General features: G+C 24.8%; 17 protein-coding genes and 15 tRNA genes. 1 reads left to right on the forward strand and 31 read right to left on the reverse strand.

Annotated elements, in window-relative coordinates:
• Nucleotides 1-166 precede the first annotated feature (166 nt).
• The 4 genes from ABGF45_RS01340 to ABGF45_RS01355 form a co-directional block, all read right to left on the reverse strand.
• Nucleotides 167-1,951 carry an ABC transporter ATP-binding protein gene (locus tag ABGF45_RS01340; RefSeq protein WP_408112572.1) on the reverse strand — a complete coding sequence of 595 codons (1,785 nt, stop codon included), beginning with the start codon at nucleotides 1,949-1,951 and terminating at the stop codon, nucleotides 167-169.
• Nucleotides 1,944-3,683 (reverse strand): ABC transporter ATP-binding protein, encoded by a 1,740-nt coding sequence (locus tag ABGF45_RS01345; RefSeq protein WP_134743997.1) that lies wholly within the window; start codon nucleotides 3,681-3,683, stop codon nucleotides 1,944-1,946. Before ABGF45_RS01345 ends, ABGF45_RS01340 begins: the two co-directional genes overlap by 8 nt.
• 85 nt (nucleotides 3,684-3,768) lie before the next feature.
• Complete coding sequence (gene thiI, locus ABGF45_RS01350) at nucleotides 3,769-4,941, reverse strand: tRNA uracil 4-sulfurtransferase ThiI (protein WP_134710519.1); 1,173 nt, start codon at nucleotides 4,939-4,941, stop codon at nucleotides 3,769-3,771.
• On the reverse strand, nucleotides 4,938-6,035 hold the full coding sequence (locus ABGF45_RS01355; RefSeq protein ID WP_167603978.1) for a cysteine desulfurase family protein: 1,098 nt from the start codon (nucleotides 6,033-6,035) through the stop codon (nucleotides 4,938-4,940). The genes thiI and ABGF45_RS01355 overlap by 4 nt, the downstream gene beginning before the upstream one ends.
• 62 nt (nucleotides 6,036-6,097) lie before the next feature.
• Between ABGF45_RS01355 and ABGF45_RS01360 the strand changes: the two genes are divergently transcribed.
• Nucleotides 6,098-7,012, forward strand: a complete 915-nt coding sequence (locus ABGF45_RS01360; RefSeq protein WP_134710515.1) for a ribonuclease H-like domain-containing protein — start codon at nucleotides 6,098-6,100, stop codon at nucleotides 7,010-7,012.
• A 99-nt stretch (nucleotides 7,013-7,111) separates the two neighbouring features.
• Here ABGF45_RS01360 and ABGF45_RS01365 read toward each other — a convergent pair whose 3' ends face one another.
• The 27 genes from ABGF45_RS01365 to ABGF45_RS01495 form a co-directional block, all read right to left on the reverse strand.
• A complete protein-coding gene (locus tag ABGF45_RS01365; protein ID WP_134743999.1) occupies nucleotides 7,112-8,641 on the reverse strand; it encodes an ABC transporter ATP-binding protein in 1,530 nt (509 codons plus the stop codon).
• Nucleotides 8,642-8,687: 46 nt separating this feature from the next.
• Nucleotides 8,688-8,951, reverse strand: a complete 264-nt coding sequence (locus ABGF45_RS01370) for a hypothetical protein (protein WP_134710511.1) — start codon at nucleotides 8,949-8,951, stop codon at nucleotides 8,688-8,690.
• 394 nt (nucleotides 8,952-9,345) lie between these two features.
• Entirely contained in the window at nucleotides 9,346-9,441 is a 96-nt protein-coding gene (locus ABGF45_RS01375) for a helix-turn-helix domain-containing protein (protein WP_245151509.1), read from the reverse strand.
• Between the two features lie 840 nt (nucleotides 9,442-10,281).
• Nucleotides 10,282-10,358 (reverse strand) — tRNA-Ile (locus tag ABGF45_RS01380).
• A 13-nt stretch (nucleotides 10,359-10,371) separates the two neighbouring features.
• Nucleotides 10,372-10,448, reverse strand: a tRNA-Ile gene (locus tag ABGF45_RS01385).
• 14 nt (nucleotides 10,449-10,462) lie between these two features.
• A tRNA-Trp gene (locus tag ABGF45_RS01390) sits at nucleotides 10,463-10,538 on the reverse strand.
• 22 nt (nucleotides 10,539-10,560) lie between these two features.
• A tRNA-Phe gene (locus ABGF45_RS01395) sits at nucleotides 10,561-10,636 on the reverse strand.
• 30 nt (nucleotides 10,637-10,666) lie between these two features.
• Nucleotides 10,667-10,757: transfer RNA gene (locus ABGF45_RS01400), tRNA-Ser, on the reverse strand.
• A 5-nt stretch (nucleotides 10,758-10,762) separates the two neighbouring features.
• Nucleotides 10,763-10,851: transfer RNA gene (locus ABGF45_RS01405), tRNA-Ser, on the reverse strand.
• A 29-nt stretch (nucleotides 10,852-10,880) separates the two neighbouring features.
• A tRNA-Lys gene (locus tag ABGF45_RS01410) sits at nucleotides 10,881-10,956 on the reverse strand.
• 5 nt (nucleotides 10,957-10,961) lie between these two features.
• A tRNA-Gln gene (locus tag ABGF45_RS01415) sits at nucleotides 10,962-11,038 on the reverse strand.
• Nucleotides 11,039-11,041: 3 nt separating this feature from the next.
• Nucleotides 11,042-11,118 (reverse strand) — tRNA-Arg (locus ABGF45_RS01420).
• 4 nt (nucleotides 11,119-11,122) lie between these two features.
• Nucleotides 11,123-11,196, reverse strand: a tRNA-Gly gene (locus ABGF45_RS01425).
• Nucleotides 11,197-11,226: 30 nt separating this feature from the next.
• Nucleotides 11,227-11,312: transfer RNA gene (locus ABGF45_RS01430), tRNA-Tyr, on the reverse strand.
• Between the two features lie 5 nt (nucleotides 11,313-11,317).
• Nucleotides 11,318-11,393: transfer RNA gene (locus tag ABGF45_RS01435), tRNA-Thr, on the reverse strand.
• 31 nt (nucleotides 11,394-11,424) lie between these two features.
• Nucleotides 11,425-11,501 (reverse strand) — tRNA-Asp (locus ABGF45_RS01440).
• A 19-nt stretch (nucleotides 11,502-11,520) separates the two neighbouring features.
• Nucleotides 11,521-11,596 (reverse strand) — tRNA-Val (locus ABGF45_RS01445).
• 7 nt (nucleotides 11,597-11,603) lie between these two features.
• A tRNA-Glu gene (locus ABGF45_RS01450) sits at nucleotides 11,604-11,678 on the reverse strand.
• 198 nt (nucleotides 11,679-11,876) lie between these two features.
• Nucleotides 11,877-12,506 carry a DUF6382 domain-containing protein gene (locus tag ABGF45_RS01455; RefSeq protein WP_134710509.1) on the reverse strand — a complete coding sequence of 210 codons (630 nt, stop codon included), beginning with the start codon at nucleotides 12,504-12,506 and terminating at the stop codon, nucleotides 11,877-11,879.
• Nucleotides 12,499-13,755 (reverse strand): WG repeat-containing protein, encoded by a 1,257-nt coding sequence (locus ABGF45_RS01460; RefSeq protein ID WP_134710507.1) that lies wholly within the window; start codon nucleotides 13,753-13,755, stop codon nucleotides 12,499-12,501. Before ABGF45_RS01460 ends, ABGF45_RS01455 begins: the two co-directional genes overlap by 8 nt.
• Complete coding sequence (locus tag ABGF45_RS01465; protein WP_134710505.1) at nucleotides 13,752-14,273, reverse strand: prepilin peptidase; 522 nt, start codon at nucleotides 14,271-14,273, stop codon at nucleotides 13,752-13,754. Before ABGF45_RS01465 ends, ABGF45_RS01460 begins: the two co-directional genes overlap by 4 nt.
• Nucleotides 14,263-15,327, reverse strand: coding sequence for a hypothetical protein (locus ABGF45_RS01470; RefSeq protein WP_134710503.1), 1,065 nt, complete (start codon nucleotides 15,325-15,327; stop codon nucleotides 14,263-14,265). Before ABGF45_RS01470 ends, ABGF45_RS01465 begins: the two co-directional genes overlap by 11 nt.
• Nucleotides 15,308-15,751: a hypothetical protein gene (locus ABGF45_RS01475; RefSeq protein ID WP_134710501.1), complete on the reverse strand. Its 444-nt coding sequence runs from the start codon at nucleotides 15,749-15,751 to the stop codon at nucleotides 15,308-15,310. Before ABGF45_RS01475 ends, ABGF45_RS01470 begins: the two co-directional genes overlap by 20 nt.
• Nucleotides 15,751-18,384 (reverse strand): DUF5702 domain-containing protein, encoded by a 2,634-nt coding sequence (locus ABGF45_RS01480; protein WP_134710499.1) that lies wholly within the window; start codon nucleotides 18,382-18,384, stop codon nucleotides 15,751-15,753. The genes ABGF45_RS01475 and ABGF45_RS01480 overlap by 1 nt, the downstream gene beginning before the upstream one ends.
• The gene (locus ABGF45_RS01485; protein ID WP_134710497.1) at nucleotides 18,381-18,908 is read right to left on the reverse strand and encodes a hypothetical protein; all 528 of its coding nucleotides are present in this window, start codon (nucleotides 18,906-18,908) and stop codon (nucleotides 18,381-18,383) included. Before ABGF45_RS01485 ends, ABGF45_RS01480 begins: the two co-directional genes overlap by 4 nt.
• The gene (locus ABGF45_RS01490) at nucleotides 18,886-19,065 is read right to left on the reverse strand and encodes a Flp1 family type IVb pilin (protein ID WP_134710496.1); all 180 of its coding nucleotides are present in this window, start codon (nucleotides 19,063-19,065) and stop codon (nucleotides 18,886-18,888) included. Before ABGF45_RS01490 ends, ABGF45_RS01485 begins: the two co-directional genes overlap by 23 nt.
• A gap of 8 nt (nucleotides 19,066-19,073) precedes the next feature.
• On the reverse strand, nucleotides 19,074-19,745 hold the full coding sequence (locus ABGF45_RS01495) for a type II secretion system F family protein (protein ID WP_280633447.1): 672 nt from the start codon (nucleotides 19,743-19,745) through the stop codon (nucleotides 19,074-19,076).
• Nucleotides 19,746-19,852: the final 107 nt, after the last annotated feature.

Genomic DNA, 19,852 nt, shown 5'->3' on the forward strand with positions numbered 1-19,852 from the left:
AATTTATCATTTTTACATATTAAAGTCAACTATTTTAGTCAAGATTAAAATTTATTTAAATATAATAAAGAGAATTAGGAATTTTACTTCCTAACTCTCTAAATATTTTACCAGTACTAACTATATACTTATAAAAATTTATCATATCAACATTTTATTAATAATTTTAACTGTTTTTATACATCTGTGCATAAATTCCATTTAATTTTATTAGCTCATCATGACTTCCCGATTCAATTAATTTACCTTTTTCTAATAAATAAATCTTGTCAACATCTTTAATAGTTGAAAGTCTATGTGCTATTATTAATGTAGTTCTTCCTTTTTTTAATCTATTTAATCCAAATTGAATTAATTCTTCTGTTTCAGAATCAACATTTGCTGTTGCTTCATCTAAAACTAAAATCTTTGGATCTCTTACCATAGCTCTAGCAAATGAAATAATTTGTCTTTCTCCAGATGAGAAGCCTGCTCCGGATTCTCTTACAGTAGTATCAATACCTCTTTCTCTTTGAAGAATTTTTTCTCCCCCAACAGAAATCAATGCCAATTCAGCATCATTCTTACTTATAGAAGAATCGAATAATGATATATTTTCATAAACCGTCCCTTCAAAAATATATGGATTTTGAAAAACAATTGCCATATTGTTTCTAATTTTTTCCATGTTAAGTTTATTTATATCATGTCCGTCAATTTTTATTTTTCCTTTATTTATATTATAAAATTTATATATCAAATTCATTACTGTTGATTTACCGGATCCAGTATGTCCAACAAATGCAGCAGATGTTCCTTTAGGAATATCTAAATCTAAATTATGAATTACATATTCGCCTTGATTATATGCAAATGAAACATCTTCAAACTTAATATTTCCTTCCATATTTTCAATTTCTTCTGTGCCTTCTTCAAAACTTCCAACTCTCATAAGCTCAAATAATTGATCTGCCGCTGATTTAGAGCTTTGTAGTCTACCTGATTGATCCATTAAAGCGTTTATATTTTGATATACCCTTCTATTATAGTCGATAAATACAAATAATCCGCCAACTGTAATAAATGATTCTCCTTTTAGGAAAAAATATCCAAACGCTACAACTGCTATAGCTATTATAATATTACCTAATGTATTTGTTCCATTAAATCCTGAATAAGCCCAAAGCGTTGCTAAATTCCATCCTTGTTTATTTATACTATCATTAATTTTCCCAAATTCATTGTAAATCTCATCTTCTTTATTAAATGCTTGGATAACTTCCATAGTTTGAATTGTTTCTGCCAAATTACCATTTAAGTCAGATCTGTATTTTTTCAAATTTTTTTCCGTTTCAGTGGATTTATTAAAATAATCCCTAAAAATAAAATAAATAATTGGAGTTGCAATAATACTCAACATACCTAATTTCCAATTTATAAAGAATAAGGCAATTATAAGCCCTATAGTTCTTACAAATGTTGTTAAAATCTGAGCAAATATTAAATTAAAAAGCATTCTTATGTCTCTTGTATCGTTTGTAATTCTGTTGACAATTTTTCCTATTGCGTATTTATCAAAAAATTGAACAGGTAAAGATAATACATGATTAAATGCATCCGTTCTAATATTTTTAGCTAATCTATTTGCCAATTTAGAAAAAGCAAGTGAACCAAAATATGAAACTACCGCTGCTAAAACTATTGTGCCGAAATAAAGTAATACTAGGAGATAAAATTTATTTATATCCCTTGCTCCTATACCCTCTATTAATTCTCCATCTAATAATTTACCTAAAATATATGGACCTATTAATTCCATAAAAATGGCAATTACAGTAAATATCATACTTACAAAAAATAATCCCTTTAATTTAAGTAGATATTCTAAAAGTTTTTTATTTCTAAATTTTGCTTTTTGCTTATAGTCTTCCTTTATGAAACTTCCCTTTTCTTCAATATTTTTATTATTCATCTGAACCTCCTGACTTTTGAGATTCATATTGGCTATAATACCAACCTTTTCTTTCTATTAACTCTTTATGATTTCCAGCTTCAACAATCTTACCATCTTCTAAAACAATAATATTATCAGCATGTCTAAGTCCTGATAATCTATGTGCTACGATAATAGTTGTCTTTCCTTGTCTGTGATTAATAATATTTTCTATAATTTTCTTTTCTGTAATAGAGTCAACAGCTGATAAAGAATCATCCAATATCAATATTTCCGGGTCTTTTATTATCGCCCTGGAAATTGAAATTCTTTGTTTTTGCCCACCTGATATAGATATACCTTTTTCTCCAATCATAGTTTCAAGTCCATTCGGCAAAGTACCAAGATCTTTAGTAAAATCAGCAAATTCAATTGCATCCATTATATCTTTTTCACTTGGGTTTATTTTTCCAAATGCAATATTATCATATACAGATTTCGAAAATAATAGGTGTTGCTGTGGTACATACCCCAACTTATCTCTAATACTCTTTATAGAATATTGTTCTACGGGTTTTCCATCTAATAAGATTAACCCTTCCTCTACAGGATAAAATCTCAGTAATTGCTTTAATAGTGTAGTTTTCCCCGAACCGATTTTACCGACAATTCCAAGAGTCTCCCCTTTATTTATTTTCAAATTAACATTTTTTAATGAATAAGCTTTTTCGCCTGGATACTTAAAGCTAAAGTTTTTAAATTCCAATGATTTTTCACAATTAAACTCTTCAACATTTTTTCTATCAATCAAATCTTCTTTATATGAATTAATTTCTTCCAACCTTTTTAATGATGCTGTTGATTCTTGAATTACATTGATTAAATCACCAAAAGCATACATAGGCCAAATTAACATATTTAAATATAGAAAGAATGATGTCATTTCCCCTAATGTTAATTTCCCTTGTCCCATTAAATTTTGTCCAAATAGTAATGCTACAACAAATGCAATGGAAGGTATTAATTTTCCGGTAGGAATAAAAATGGCATGCAATCTATCTTGAGCTATTTGTGAATCATACATCTCCTGTGCGCTTTTTTCAAATCTATTTTTTGAAACTTCTTGGGTTGAAAATCCTTTGATTACTCTAATACTTGTGATGTTTTCCATCACTGATTCACTCATTTTTTCAAAAGATTTTTGAATTTTTAGAAAACCTACATGCAACTTACTTCCTAAAACTTTTGTAACTATAATTAATAATGGTAAAAATATAATTGATGCAATAGTCATTGGCCATGAAATTGTAAATCCCATTATCATAATAATGCTCAATGGATATACTGTAGAATCAAAAAATGCAAGTATTCCATATCCCGTTAATGTTTGAACTGCCCCAACATCTTGAGTTGCCTTACTCATCAATGAACCTGTTGAATTATGATAAAAAAATGTTGGTGATTGTTTTATAATCTTTGTCACTAATCGTTTTCTAAAATCTGTAGCAGATTGAAAACTATATCCAAAAATGTAATAATGCCAAATATACTCTACAATATATAATATTATTATTGAACCAAATAAAATTAATGAATGAGAAATCAATGTTTGCTGAGTTAATTGCTTATTTTTAACTAAATCAACAAATTTTCCAATCATCCAATTAGGTATAGGAATAAATAAATAGCATAAAAGTAGAGAAGCAATACCTATGGCATATCTTTTTTTGTATTTCTTAAAATACCAAAATATATATTTTAAATTACTCATCTAGCCTCCTAGTATATTTTTAATAAAACTTTTTTCTCTATTTTTATCTATATTTTACATTGTTCTCTCCTTACTTTTTTATATGTTACTCTACTATAATATCAAAGATTTCTAATGTTTCAAGTGCTTTTTCAACTAATTCATCTATATTTAATTTATTTTCTTCTGCTTCAATATCATACAATCTTGGTTTTGTTACTGGACGTTCCGGAGCAAAAAATGAACAACAATCATCATATGGTTCGATAGAAATATCATATGTATCTATCCATTTTGCTTTTTCAATTATTTCAGATTTATCCATATTTATAAGTGGTCTAAATATAGGCAATCTTGTTGCATCGTTTACAACTGAAATAGATTGAATTGTTTGACTTGCAACTTGGCCCAGTGCTTCACCTGTAACAAATCCATCAAATCTATATTTTTCAGCAAGTTTTTCAGCAATTCTCATCATAAATCTTCTAGAAAGAATTGTTGTAAATCTCTCTCTACAATTTTTATTTATCGCAGTATAAATATTTAACATATTGATTTCAAAATATCTCACTTCACCCACATATATAGACATTTGTTTTGCTAATCTACGAGCCTTATCTTTAGCTCTTTCACTAGTAAATGGGTAAGAATGGAAATGTATAGCTCCAATTTCAACACCTCTTCTCGCCATTTCAAATCCTGCTACCGGCGAATCAATTCCTCCTGATAGAAGTAATAATGCTCTACCTCCGGTACCTATTGGTAAACCACCTATCGTTGAATATTTTTCTAAATAAGCATAACATTTTTGCCTAATATCAACATGAACATGCACTTCAGGTTTTTTAATATCTACATAAAAATTATCAAAATTTCTTAAAACCATACCCCCGACTTTTGCCGCTATCTGCATTGAATTCATTTCAAATGACTTATCAGCCCTAACGGCAAATGCCTTAAATGATTTTTTTTCATCATAGTTTTTATTTTTTATTAGTTCTACTATTGATTTTTCAATATCTTCAAAATTTTTCCCACATTGAATACATGGATAAACATATGATAACCCAAATACCATTGTTGATTTTTCAATAATTTTTGTAAATTCCGTTGTATCTAAAACTTCTATAAATAATTTTTCATGATCCAAAAAATGTTCACCAATGTTAAATCCATGCAATGCTTTTAATACCTGTTTAATTGAATTTTTTATAAATTTCTTTCTATTTTTACCTTTTAACATTAGCTCACCAAAGCTAACACCTAATAACCATCTCATCCTAATATTCCCCTTATTATTTCAACTTTTTCCTCTAATTTTTTTACAAATAGCTTTGCTTCATCCATTGTAGAATTTTTTGATAAAGAAATTCTGATACAACCTTCTTTATAATTTTTTTCTACATTTATAGCTTCCAAAACTCTACTTCCCTTATCTTTGCTACAAGCAGAGCCTGTAGAAATATATATATCATCCATTTCTAAATAATGGAGTAAAATTTCTGCACCAATTTTTTCAAAACATACATTTAAAATATATGGTGAAACATTATCTATTGGTGAATTAATAACAATACCTTTCATACTTGACAATTCTTGCCTTAAATATTTATTTATATTTGAAATATAAACAAAATTATTATCTAATTGGGATGCTTTAGCAAATCCAATAATGCCTTGAACATTTTCAGTACCCGAAAACAAATTCGATTCTTGCCCACCACCAAAATATAAACTATTAAAAATTTTAGCATTTTTAATATACAACGCCGCTATTCCCTTTGGTCCGTTTATCTTATGTGAAGATATAGTGTAAAAATCAATATTTCTCAAATCTACATTTATCTTATTAAACGCCTGCACTCCATCTGAATGAAATAAGATTTTAGGATTTTTATTTTTGCTTATTTCTGCTAATTTATTTATATTATTAATAGTTCCTAGTTCATTATTTACATGTATAATAGAAACTAATACTGTATTGTCATCAATTTTTGAATACAAATCTTCTTCATCAACGAATCCAAATTTATCAACATTTACAATCCTTACTTCCATTTCAGAATTTTTTGCTGCATTAAAAACACAAGCATGTTCCACACTTGAAATAACAATATTTTTTTTATTATTTTTTATTGAATTTATAACAGAATTATTTGCAATTGTACCACTTGGAACAAAAAATAAACTTTTAGGATTAATGTTCAATTTTTTCGCAATTATATCTCTTGATTTTTTTATTTCCTTTTCAACATTAAATCCTAAACTATGTAATGATGATGGATTTGCCCAATATTTTTCATAGGCTTCATCAACAGCATTCTTAACAACTTCATCCATTTTTGTAGTTGATGCATTATCAAAATATATCATAAAGTACCTTCTTTGTGTTATCATAAATCTATAGAATATTATAGCACAAATAAGGATATATAATGTATAATCTAAAGAAATCAATAAATATAAAAAATTTAGATGAAAATTCAATAATACTCGATATAGAAACTAATGGCGTATCAAGGATTCATTCTCAAGTTTATGTAATTGGTTTTATTTATCAAGAAAACTTCTATCAATTTGCTGTTGAAAATGATAAAGAGGAAGAAAAATTATTAAATGAAATTTTTCCATTTTTAGATAATAAGAATATTATCACATTTAACGGAAAAAATTTTGATATTCCCTTTTTAAAAGCTAGGTATGAATTTTATGGATTATCAGTATTTGAAGAAAAATCGCAATTTGATATATACAGATATTTTATATCAAATAGATTAATTATGGATTTTAGAAAATTTTCTCTTCAAGATATAGAAAAATTTAATGAACTAGAAAGACATGAAAATTTTGAAATTGACGATGATGTAAAATTTTATCAGGAAATTGAGAATATAGATATAAGTAAAGTTTTGTTACATAATCAATATGATGTTATCAATACTGAAAAATTACTTAACTTAATAAAAAAAATAGAAGAAAGTAAAAAATTAATTATTCATATTAAAAAAGAAGAAAAATTATTAAAAATTTCAAACTTAATTATTGAAAAAGACTTCTTAAAAATTAATATTGAAACTACTTATAACTTCATAGATTATGCATTTGAAAATGAAATCTATACAATCAATTGGACTAAAAATGGCATAGATATAAAAATTAAAGTCCTTGAAGGATATGTCTCTGATAATATAAAAGCTTACGTATATATAAATACTTTAAATAAAATAAAAGATGAAAGTAATTATAATTTACAAGATGAATTTATAGTAATTTTTGATACAAAATATTATCTAAACAATATAAAAAATATAATAAAAAATATAATGGAATATGAATTTAATAAATATTAAACATAAACATATACCCCCAAAAAAAAAGTGAACTGACCTCCTAAAAATTGTTTTTTTAGGTCCAACTTTTTGGGGTCAGTTCATTTTTAATTGGAATATTTATATTTGAATTACCTCATCAAACATATTCAAATATTCTTTCTCTAAATTATGTGTTATACAAATGATTGTTTTATCCGACTTAATTAAAAGTTTCGTTAGATCTATTTCACTTTTTTCATCAATATTTGCAAAAAACTCATCTAATATTAAAACTGGATGATAACTATTAAGTGCTCTTGCAATATTTACTTTTGCTCTTTCACCCATACTTAAACTTTTATATTCTTGATTTTCTATACCCTTTACAATACTAAAAATTTTATCATCTATTTTAATATTAGAATTAGACATTTTTATATTTTGATCTATAGTATCATTTATTATAAATAACTTAGAAAGATAAAGTATTAAATCTCTTATTTCTAAATTAATAATATCTTTACCATCTATAAATATTTGATTAGGATTAGGCTGAATTCTTTTTGAAAGCAACTTCATAATTGTAGATTTGCCACTTCCATTTTTTCCAATTACTACATATTTTTTACCTTTTTGTAAATTAATATTTATATCATCTATTCTAAAATTATTCACACTATAGCTTAAGTTTTTTATTTCAATTTTTTCAAAACTATCTATCTTTTGAATATTTTTATTTTCATCAATCAGATAAAAATCTAGTTTTTTAATTATGTCAGATGTGGATTTCATTGTTATAATCAGTTGAATTATATCTCTAGTTGGTATAGCAACCAAATCAACAAATCCTATTATCGCAATCAATTCTGATATCTTTATCATATTTGTTGATACTAATATCATCCCTATGACAAAAGTCATAATATTAATAAAATATAAAGATGCTCCTGAAAAAATATTCGTAAACGATATATATTTGAGTAAATTTAATCCCTTTTCTTCAGTCTTTTGGTTATAGTCTTGAAATTTTCTTGAAAAATATTTATTTGTCTTATAATTAAATATTTCCACTCCACCCAATAAATTTTCTAAATTATAAATTAATTCAGAGCAACTATCACTATATTCTTTTCTCATATAACTCATTTTATTACCGACTATTTTAGGAATAAAGAATGATATAGCTGAGCTCAAAATAATTATTATAGTTAAGATCCAATTAAGATAAATCATATAACTAACGTAAACAATAAAAGATATAATGCTAATACACAATGAAATATAACTATGTATATAGTTTTCATAAACTAATTCAGTATCCTTTGTAATAGCATTAATTACATCTCCTAAATTTTTTTCTCTTAATTTCTTAGGTGTCATTTTCAAAATCGAATTAAAAACTTCCTGTTTTGTCTGGACAAAATAGTTATAACCAAATAACGCAATAGTAACCTTTTTTTTATATTCAAAGTATAAAAATAAAACAATAGAAATTATATAAATAGAACCATATCTTAGTACATTTTCCAGATTCAAATTAGAATAATTCTCTATAATATTTTTTGTAGATATAGGAACCAATGAAATAAATGCTGTACTTAAAAACGTGAAAAACATAATTAAAAAAAATATTTTTTTATTCTTCAATATAAATTCTTTTTTTTTCATCTCACCTAAACCCCATAATATCTACACATTCGATTTATTGAATTATTTAGTTTATTTTTTTAACTTCATCTAAAATATCAAAAGTATTATTTTTTGCTCTTTCTTCTATAGTAAAAATATCTCCCAAAATATAATTTTTACTTCCCAAAACTTGACAAAACCCTAAATTTCCAAGTTCGTCAATACTATAACTTAAAGTACCAGCAGTACATCTTCTATATTTATCAAAACTATATTCTTCATCTTTAGTATATTTATTAATATTTGATAAAAGTTCTTCTACTATATATTTCTTTTCGGATTTTTTCAATATCCAAATATTGTCATTACATTTTAATCTACCTGTAATTTCAGCAAAAGAAAAATTATTTTATTATAATTTAAGCTATTGATAAATTTATTATATTCTTTACTCTTCTCTAAATATGTCCTATTAATCATAAAACCTAAATTATATTTAAAATTATTACGATTCTAAAAATTGTTTATTTTTTCTATGAGCATTTTTATAACAGTGTCCACAATAAAAATTACAATAATCACAAAGTTCTATATTTAAAACTCTAGGATAAAACTTATTGTATTCCCCGTTAATCTTATTCCCGAAATTTCATTTAAGTTAAAATTCATTTTATCATTTACATTCTAGAGTTGTCAAACATATGTGATAAGAAAACCATCTAACAATATTTTTTTAGCCATCTTTATACTTGTTGTCTGCTAGTTTTGTATCTTCTTGATGCTTCTGCATTATTTTTGTGTTTTATCGCATATTCTACAACTTTTTGACGAAATCTCATTTCTTATGTTATACTGGTTTTCATAGGAAGCCTTTCTTTCTGATAATTTTTTTTGTTAAATTTATTATTTACATAATATTTAAGGTTATTGTTATCAATTTTTTTATATTTACATTAGCAAATTGTTCTTCAATAAACTTAATTACACCTACTCTAACATCTTTTACAATTTTGTTTTCTTTTTTTTTGACTATTATTATTTCCTTGGTTTCTCAATTTTCCAAACTGTAAATCCGCATCTGTCACGCCTTTAAGATTTTTCGACTCAAATTTTCCCGTAGCACTACTTTTAGGACTTGACCATAATCTAAACCAATTTTACATCTCAAATTTTAAAAATTGATTTTTAAGTGGTATTTTTGAAATGATATACTAAAATTGCAATGGTACATATTATAATCTAAAAATAATCCTCTTATTTAAACCGATAGCACTACTTTTTTAAGCTGTAGAAATATTTTTTGAAAAAGTCTTATTTTCTGTACATGTAGTTAATAACAATATAAAAATAACCATAAGTATTATATTTTTTTCATAAAAAATCTATCTATAAAAATGGTTCTACAACAAATAGTGCAAGTTAATTTTATACTCAACACTATTTGACAAATAACCAATATTAATTACTAGAAAACCTAAAAAGATATTAACAAATTAAAAAGAGAATTAGAAATTTTACTCTCTAATTCTCTAAATATGTTACTTTAGTTCTTCACCAACACTATTTGTGCCCTATGGGTATTTTACAAAGAACCTAAAAAAAATATAATCATTAGATTATAGGCTTATAAAAACTTATTAAAAATAAAAAATCCGTGATAAACTCACAGATTAGTTATATGGTGGGCCATCATGGACTTGAACCAAGGACCTACCGGTTATGAGCCGGCCGCTCTAACCAACTGAGCTAATGGCCCCTATAAATTAGGATGGTGGACCTGGATGGACTCGAACCATCGACCTCACGCTTATCAGGCGTGCGCTCTAACCACCTGAGCTACAGGTCCATAAACAAAATAATTGGCAGGGGTAGAAGGACTCGAACCCTCGGCATTTGGTTTTGGAGACCAACGTTCTACCAACTGAACTATACCCCTAAGGCTATTAAGTTGGTTAAATTGGTGCCTGGAGCCGGAATTGAACCAGCGACACACGGAGCTTCAATCCGTTGCTCTACCTACTGAGCTATCCAGGCTAATTCTCTTACAAAATACAGAAGTGCTTATGGCGGAGAAAGAGGGATTTGAACCCTCGCGTCCCGTAAAGGACCTACTCCCTTAGCAGGGGAGCCTCTTCAGCCACTTGAGTACTTCTCCAAAGTTGGCGGAGGAGGTGGGATTCGAACCCACGCGTGCTTTCACACAAACGGTTTTCAAGACCGCCCCGTTATGGCCACTTCGGTACCCCTCCGTACCTTAAGAACATAAATTATAAAAAAATGGTGACCCGTCGGAGGCTCGAACTCCGGACACCTTGGTTAAAAGCCAAGTGCTCTACCGACTGAGCTAACGGGTCATATTTGGCTGGGGTACTAGGACTCGAACCTAGGAAATGCAAGAGTCAAAGTCTTGTGCCTTACCGACTTGGCTATACCCCATTATGGCGAACCTAAGAGGATTCGAACCTCTGACACACGGCTTAGAAGGCCGTTGCTCTATCCTGCTGAGCTATAGGTCCAAGTTGGAGCGGGTGAAGGGAGTCGAACCCTCGCAACCAGCTTGGAAGGCTGGGGCTCTACCACTGAGCTACACCCGCAAATTTTTGAATAAACCTATAAAGTTTAATTGGTGGAGGAGAGTGGATTTGAACCACTGAAAGCGAAGCTAACGGATTTACAGTCCGTCCCCTTTGGCCAACTCGGGAACTCCTCCATCTTTGGAGCTGGTGAGAGGACTTGAACCACCAACCTATTGATTACAAATCAATTGCTCTACCGATTGAGCTACACCAGCGTACTACTTATTTAATTATCAAAAATATAATTGGCGACCCGAAGGGGGCTCGAACCCCTGACCTCAAGCGTGACAGGCTTGCATTCTAACCAGCTGAACTACCGGGCCAATTAATTAAAAGTATATATGGTGGGCGTTATAGGACTTGAACCTATGACCCCCTGCTTGTAAGGCAGATGCTCTCCCAACTGAGCTAAACGCCCATATATTTGGTGACCCTACCGGGATTCGAACCCGGGTTACCGCCGTGAAAGGGCGATGTCTTAACCGCTTGACCATAGGGCCACTATGTGACTTATTTAATATACTATATTTATTTTCCCCTGTCAAGTCTTTTATTTTCAAACTCTCTCAAGCGACTATTTAATAATACATTATTTTTATCACTTTGTCAATATTTTTTTAATATTATTTTTTTATATTTCCAAAATATTTTTATCACTTCAAGCGACTTTTTTATATTACATTAGTTTTTTTATTTTGTCAAATTTTTTTATCAAATTTTTTGATATAACTACTTATGCCTTCAAATATTCTATTTTTCTTGATTAATTTTTTATCTATTTTATCTTCTTTTTCTTTTTCACTTTTATTATGGCTAATGCCTTCATCTATTTTTAATATTTCTTCTTTTAATATTTCTTCTAATATATTTTTAAATCCATTTACTGTATAATACTCTGAATTTAAATATGTGTTTATTCTAAATAACTCATTTAAATTGTTTTTAATATCAAAATTAACATTTACCATAAAATATTGGTATATGTCCTTAATATCACTTTCTGATTTTCCAACTAGATCTACCATAAAAAAAACATTATTATCCTGATCTAGATATATTTCTTTTCTATTTAAGTATATATTGTTAGATGTAATCATATATTTTTCAAGTTTTGATAATGCATCTAATATTTTATAAAATATTTCCAAGAAATATTTATCATTTACTTGCCCCTTAAATTTTTGTTCTAATGAAATTTTCCCATCAATATTAAATTCAATATTATTTTTGTATATTTTGAATTTTAATAAATTTTCAATTTCGTTTAACTCAATCATTTTAAGGATTATATTATCTTTTATATTTTCATTTTTTAATTCTTTAATCATTAATTCTCCTCATTAATTTTACCATTACATATTTTCCCTGTTTTTTAGCAAAACTTATACCATCTTTATTAAACGTAAATATTTCAAAATCCAACTTTTTTATATTTTCATTTTTTTTATTTACAAGATAATATTCGTTTTTTATTTTTACTATACCAACATCATTACTAAATGATTTTGCATCATCATAAATAAAGTCTATTTTCTTATTAAAATCTGAGTCAATGTATCCCCATTTGCCTTGTTTTTTAACAGCTATTAATCCTTCATAATCAAAATCAATATCCTCATATTCCGCTGAATATAGATCTTTTTTTATATCATATAGCATATATTTATTATTATTTTTAATAATTATTTTATTGTTATAAATAGCATTGTTTCTTATATCTACCTTAAAGTCATTTCCTTTCAACACTTTTACTGTATTAAAGTTTTTATCAATTATTTTTATAATTTTATTATTTACAACTGCATAATTTTGTTGAAAATTACTAGCTTTATTAAAGCTACATGATTTTTCCTCACCAGAACGTGTTATATAAATATACTTTCCATTTTCTTTTTTTACAATATAATTATTTTGAAAGTTGTAGATATTACCACTTATAATTTTTCCTCTTATGTTTTTATTATTATCAATAATAATATTTATATTTTTGTCATTTACGGTCATAAAATTATTTTCGTATCCATAAATTTTATCGTATCTTTGGCTAACAAACTTTCCCTTGTTATTAACAAATTTCCAACCACTATTTTTCACTATAAATTTATCTTTATCCAAAGGAATATAATTAACATCATCATAAAAGTTTTCAAAATATATTATTTTTCCGAAATATTTATTATTAAATTTTTCATAAATGCTTTTGTCCGATAGTTTAAGATATTTATTATAATTTTTATAATCTTTTTGTTTTATGAATTTATTCAATATTCTTTCCTGATTTTTTAAAATAAATTGATTATCAAAATTGGATGAATTTAGATATAAAAAAGCTTCCTTGTTTTTGCCCAAACCTAAATATGATTCAAAAATCTTTATTTTTATATTTTTATCATTAATTAATTCATATGATTTTTTATAATTTTCTAATGCATCTAAATAAATTTTTTTATCAAAATACATATCACCATTTTTTATATATTCTTTAGAAATTTTAATGTTTTCATTATCTTTATTTGTTATAAATATCCACAAAAAAAACACAAATAAAATTAATAAAAAATTTATATATTTATTCATAATACCCCCATTAGTAAAACGTATGATAATGTTATAAAAGGAACCATAGGGAATGAGATTGTACTTTTTCTATAATTATAATAAAGAAATATTGATGTAGAAAAAACTAATATAGATATGACAAAAAATAACTGCCCCGTAAATTCAAATCCTTTATTTAAATATAAAGATATTAAAAGTTTCACATCTCCCATTCCTATTTGTGATTTGATTCCTGAGTAAAATATTAGAAGTATAAAAGATATTATTGTAATATAATCAAAAAATTCGATTTGCAAATTATAATTGAAATTTTTTAAGGAAAACAATGATAAAATTAATACCAAAGAATTCGGAACTATCATTTCTTTTATATCAATAAAGCTTAAAATCAATAAAATAGATATAATAAAATAATCATGATAATTGAATAAATTAAAATTTAAAAAATTTATAATCATTAAAGCTATAAATATATATTTATAATTTATATACCTTTTATTTTTCATATATAATGAAAATATTAAACTAATTATCATTAAACGCTTTCTCCATATATCTTATTTCATATGGTATAATATCATTTATCTTTTTAATATATACCTCTATATCACTTAATTTTTTAGCTTCTTCAGGTAAGATTAAAATTAATTTAGTTTTGGGATTATTTAGTTTTATTTTTCTTCCTGAAATACTTTCTATTTCTTTGTATTTTATTAAGTCTTTTTTAAATTTGTTTTTATATGTTTTAATCAAATTAAAAAATTCTTCTTTTATTTGATATTTATCTAAATTTTTATTTGAATAAAATTCTTCAAAAATATTTATTGAGTAAACTTTAATCGCAGTATTATTTTCAAAATCAAACAAATCAATACCCTTTCCTATTTTTATTTCAATTAGTTTGTCATTTTTTCTAACATTTCCGGCAAAATATCTGCCTCTTTCAAAATTTGTTTCATCCCAAATAGATTTTTTATGTTTTTTATTATGATTTACAATCCAAGTATCTATTAAAAACTTTTGAATTACCTCATTTTTATATGATAAAAACCCAAATTTACCAATTTCATTTTTATATTTCAAATTTATTTCTAATCTATTTGAGTTTTCTAAAATTTTTGAATTAAAAAACTCTATTCCCGTAATTCCATTTATTATAGTGGATTTATTTAAATTAAAATTTTTAGAAATATCATTTAATTTAACTAAAAATATTTTTTTTAATATATTGTTATAAACTATTCTTTTAAACTCACCACTCATATCATGTTTTAATAATCTTTTCAAATCTGCTATAATAACATTAAAATTTTCAAAACTTATTTCTTTCCCTATCCCATCAGTAATTATATTTTCGTACTCTTTTATATCAAAAGTTGTTGTTTTTAATGAATTTGTATATTCAAATTTATCTATAACTTCTATATATGTGCTAAATTCCAAACCAGTTTCAAATAATGCCTTTCTTGTCAAAGATTCTGTCATTATACTAATGGCAACATTATTTACGATAAAATATCCTATTGTAAATAGAATAAAAACTAAACTTGCTTCTATAGTTAAAGATCCCCTATTTAAATACTTTTTCATAAATGTCATTCAAATTTTCTTTGTTTTTTGATGCAATAAGCACAATAACTTTATCTAATTTTTTACCTTTAATATATTTGAAAATATTATTTTTTCTTTCTATTTCTATCTCATTATTACTTAATAAATTAGAAAATTCCTCAGTCATTTTAAAATCATCATGTCTATAAAAATTTAACGATTCTATAATTTCTTTTTCAGGATTATCTGTTTCAATATCTTTATATAATATAAAATTTTGTATCTCATTATAATAATCGCCATATATGCCTCTTTTTGTTAACCAATTCTTAGGTAAATAAATATTAACTCCTGATATTTTTTGTTTAAACTCAAATTCATCTTCACCTTGGCTTAAATCTTTATTTTGACAACCCGTTAAAATAATCCCTATAATAGTAAATAAAATTAGTATTTTTTTCATTAATAACCTCCATTAATCTCTCTTTTTATTTCTTCTAAAAATATGTATTTTTTTAATAACCAAGTATTTATATCAATTTTCGTTTCAAAAGACAAATTTACAATTAAATTTGTAATATCAAATTTCGAATCAATTTTTTTTATTTCATAATCTATCAAAAGCCCTATTCTTTTAATTATATTTTCTCGATCTCCGCTTGATAGCCTAATAAACCCTAATAATATTAAATAATCCTTATATTTAAAACTCATTCCACTTGTACCGCCTCTTGTTTTAATTTCTCCGCTGTAACCTAATTTTTTGACATATGAATCTATATAATTATTTACTTTTTCTTTTTGATCAATTTTGTTTTTATCTAATATTGAATTTATTTTATCCTTTAATTCTCTTGAATATTTAGATGTAAAATTAATAATTTTAAATTCTATTTTTTTAGTTAAATCCACAAAATAATTATCCATTGATATTTCTTTTATTTTTTCGGATATCTTAATATTATTTTTGAGATAATTTAAAATGTCTATTTTAAGCTCCTTTATATTGGATTCGTCAGAATTTATAGAGTTTTCAATATCTCTTATTGCTTCATTAATATTTTCATTAATCTCATCTTTTTCTAAATTTACAGAATTTATAATCGCCACTTGTAGAGGTGAAATAATTTCAGATATAATTGACTGACTTACACCATCTATAGTTTGGTTTATAAATTCATCTAAGTTTTTATTTAATTTATCAACCTTATCATCAGTATAATCTGATATTATTTCATAAATATTATCTATAGCACTACTTGAAATATCTTTCACAGTCTTCCCCAAAAGTTTTGGTAATCCTTTGATAGAAACAATCCAATTAGATTTGTTTTTAAAAGCTTCTAAAGCTTTATCTGAATTTAGAGTTTTTAAATCTATAATACTTTCTCCAAAGCTCATTGAAGCAAGTATCATAGATCTGATTAATGGAACTCCAAATCCTGTAAAACCTGCTATTGCAGTAGCAATTATATTTGCTTCATTTATTAAATCAGAATTTGTATATGCATAAATAGAATTTAAGATAAATCTTATTCCAAAAATATAATTATTAATATTCGATTCATTTTTATTTAATAAGTCATTTCCTAATAAAATATACTCAACTTGATTATTAAACTCTTCATTGTATTTAAGTTTATTATTGAATTTTTCAATTATATATTGTGATATTAATATATTTTCTAAACTTTTAGATATGTTAGAAGGAAATATTTCTGAGATATTATTTAGTATATTTTTATAGTTAGATATATTATTTTTATTTTTAATATTAAAATTTTCATATGATGAATAATCAATAATTTTATTTTTATTTTCAGAGTTTATAAAATCTGTTAAAGATTTATTTGTACTTTTTTTATTTACTTCATCTAAATTTTCTCCAAATTTTTCTAAAAATTTTCTATTTTTTTTAGCTTCATATGATTTTTTTGAGTCTATTTTTGATTTAAAATTGTTTAATGCAAATTTATATATCTTAAAATTTCGCAAACTGGGCATTTTTTTTATGTGATTAATATCAAATTTAGCAACTGTTTTTGAAATTTTATCAATATTAAGATTATAAACTGAATTGCTTGGATCTAAAATATTTAACATTTTATCAATATTTCCCTGCGTTTCAGTTAATTTATTCAATAATCTATAAATATTATCCTTTGTAAAACCGAATTTAGTTGATTTATAATCAGCAGTAAAATTATTTTTAACTTCTGAATTTTCCATATATTTAATTGAATTTCCCCAGTCATTAAGCTTTTTTTGCAAATTGTCTGATGACTCACTTAAAGATTTAAGTGAATGAATCATATCTTCATATAAAACTTTTAATATTGATATATCAGATCTTAATTTATAATTTGCAGTGTTATACTCCTTTATTATATTATTAATTTCTATCTTTTTTGTTTTTTCTAATTTATCAAATCCCCCCTTAAAGTCTTTTCCAATATTCAAATTATATTTTTCTTTCAATTCTTTTTTTAACTTATCTAAATTTTTATTTATATTAAAAAAATTTAAGTTTATTTCTTCAAATTTCTCATCATACTGCTTCATATATCTAAATAAATCATCTAAACCTCCATTTACTTTTGAATATTCTTCTTCATAGTTTAATTTTTTTTCTAATACATGATTAAATTTTTTTGTATTTTTTGTAATATCAATTAAATTTAAAACTCCCTTACTTAGCATATACGGTCCCTTAAGCTTCATGTAATCAATTATTTGTCTTTCTAAATTAGAATTATTCAATAAATAATCTGACTCATTTATTTTTATCGCTGATGATTTTAGTGAAGAATTGTAGAACTTGCTAGTATCATTTTCTATATTTTCTCTTAATACATCATCTAAATAAGCTGTTAAAAAATTTTTATCATAATTTATTCCAAAAATATTAAATTTTTTGTACAAATTTTTATCATAATATGATAATACAGAATTTATAGCTTTTTCATTGGTTATTTGCAACTGCGTTTGTGCAGTAAAAATTTTAACAATATCAATGGTCAATATTGCAAATGAATATACAGGAAGAATTATTAAAGCTAAAAATATTGATATTACTCCCCTATTTTTGTATATCATTTTATCATTTTATTTTTTATATTATCCGCTAATCCTTTTACACAATCAAAAATTCCACTTAGTGTATATTTTCCAAATTTTACATCCTTAACATCATTCAATATTTCTTTCGCAAAATCTAATTTCCTATTTATATCAGATTGATAAATCTTTTTAGTGCTTATTATCAATTCTTGATTTTTATTGATATTTACAATATTATAAAATATATTTTCATACAATTTTAATTTAATTTTATCTTTTATAAAATTTGTTGAAAAATTTCGTAAATCTAAATTAGTCTTTAATACTTCTTCTTTTGAAATAGTTTTAGCCAATCTAAAATCACTTTTCGTTTTTAATAAAAGTTTTCTACCTTCAACATATGATTTTTCAGCTAATAAACTAGCACTAAATATCTTTATAGATATAACAAACAACAAACTAAGAAACAATAGTAAAACCGGAAATATAATTGCTGATTCTATAAATTGTACTCCTCCTTTCTCATTTTTTATTATTTTATTGAAAATTACTAATATCATTTTCTAATCTTGTAAAAATTAATTTTAATAAATTAGCTAATCCATCCTTAAATATAACAGCTAATATAATTACAACTAATAATATTAAAACTATAGCTATCATATTAACTTCTCCTTTGTTGTTCTTGATAAACGAATTAAATATTCTTCTTAACATTTTTCCTCCTATGCAACATTTAATAAAATCGGGATCATTACCATAAGTAATATTCCTATAAAAATAATTATATTTGGAATTAACAGTTTTCTATTTGCTTCTTGAGTTTTAAGTATTAGATCATTTTTTCTAAATTCATCACCTTCCTTTTTTACCATTTTTAAAATATTTTCTAAGTCATCACCTCCCTTCTCAATATTTTGAATAATATTACTGATAAATTTTCTGATCAGTAAATCATCAGTTCTAGATAATATAAGATTGTAAGCTTCTACTTCACTCATTCCATTTTTTATCAAAGAATTTACTAATTTTAAGCTTTCAACAACTTCACCATTTGAATTATTAGTTATAAAATCTATAGCGACTCTCAACTGTATTCCTGAATTTATCATTAAGGATAATCTTGATATAAAAGCCGGCAAATCATTTTTGAATTTCTTTTTCTGTTTTTCATATTTAATAATATTTATAGTATTTATATAATGATTAAAAATGAATATAAAAATTAAAAATAGGACAAACAATAGAAAATTATAAAATATCGAAATTAGAAATAAAAATAAAATAATTAAATTATATAAAATACAAATCTTAATACTGATAAATAAAATTTCTTGATATTTAAGATTTTCTTCTCCATATAAATTTTTAATTACAATTTTTAATTTTGGAGACACAAGTTTAGAAAAAAAGTAATAATATTTATTTACCAAATAATTAAAAGGTAAAATTAAATTATTTTTCCATTCAGATTTATAATCAAAAGTATCCTTAATAGAAATTA

This window comes from Helcococcus sp. KG196 (assembly GCF_046035495.1).
Lineage (GTDB): Bacteria > Bacillota > Clostridia > Tissierellales > Peptoniphilaceae > Helcococcus > Helcococcus ovis.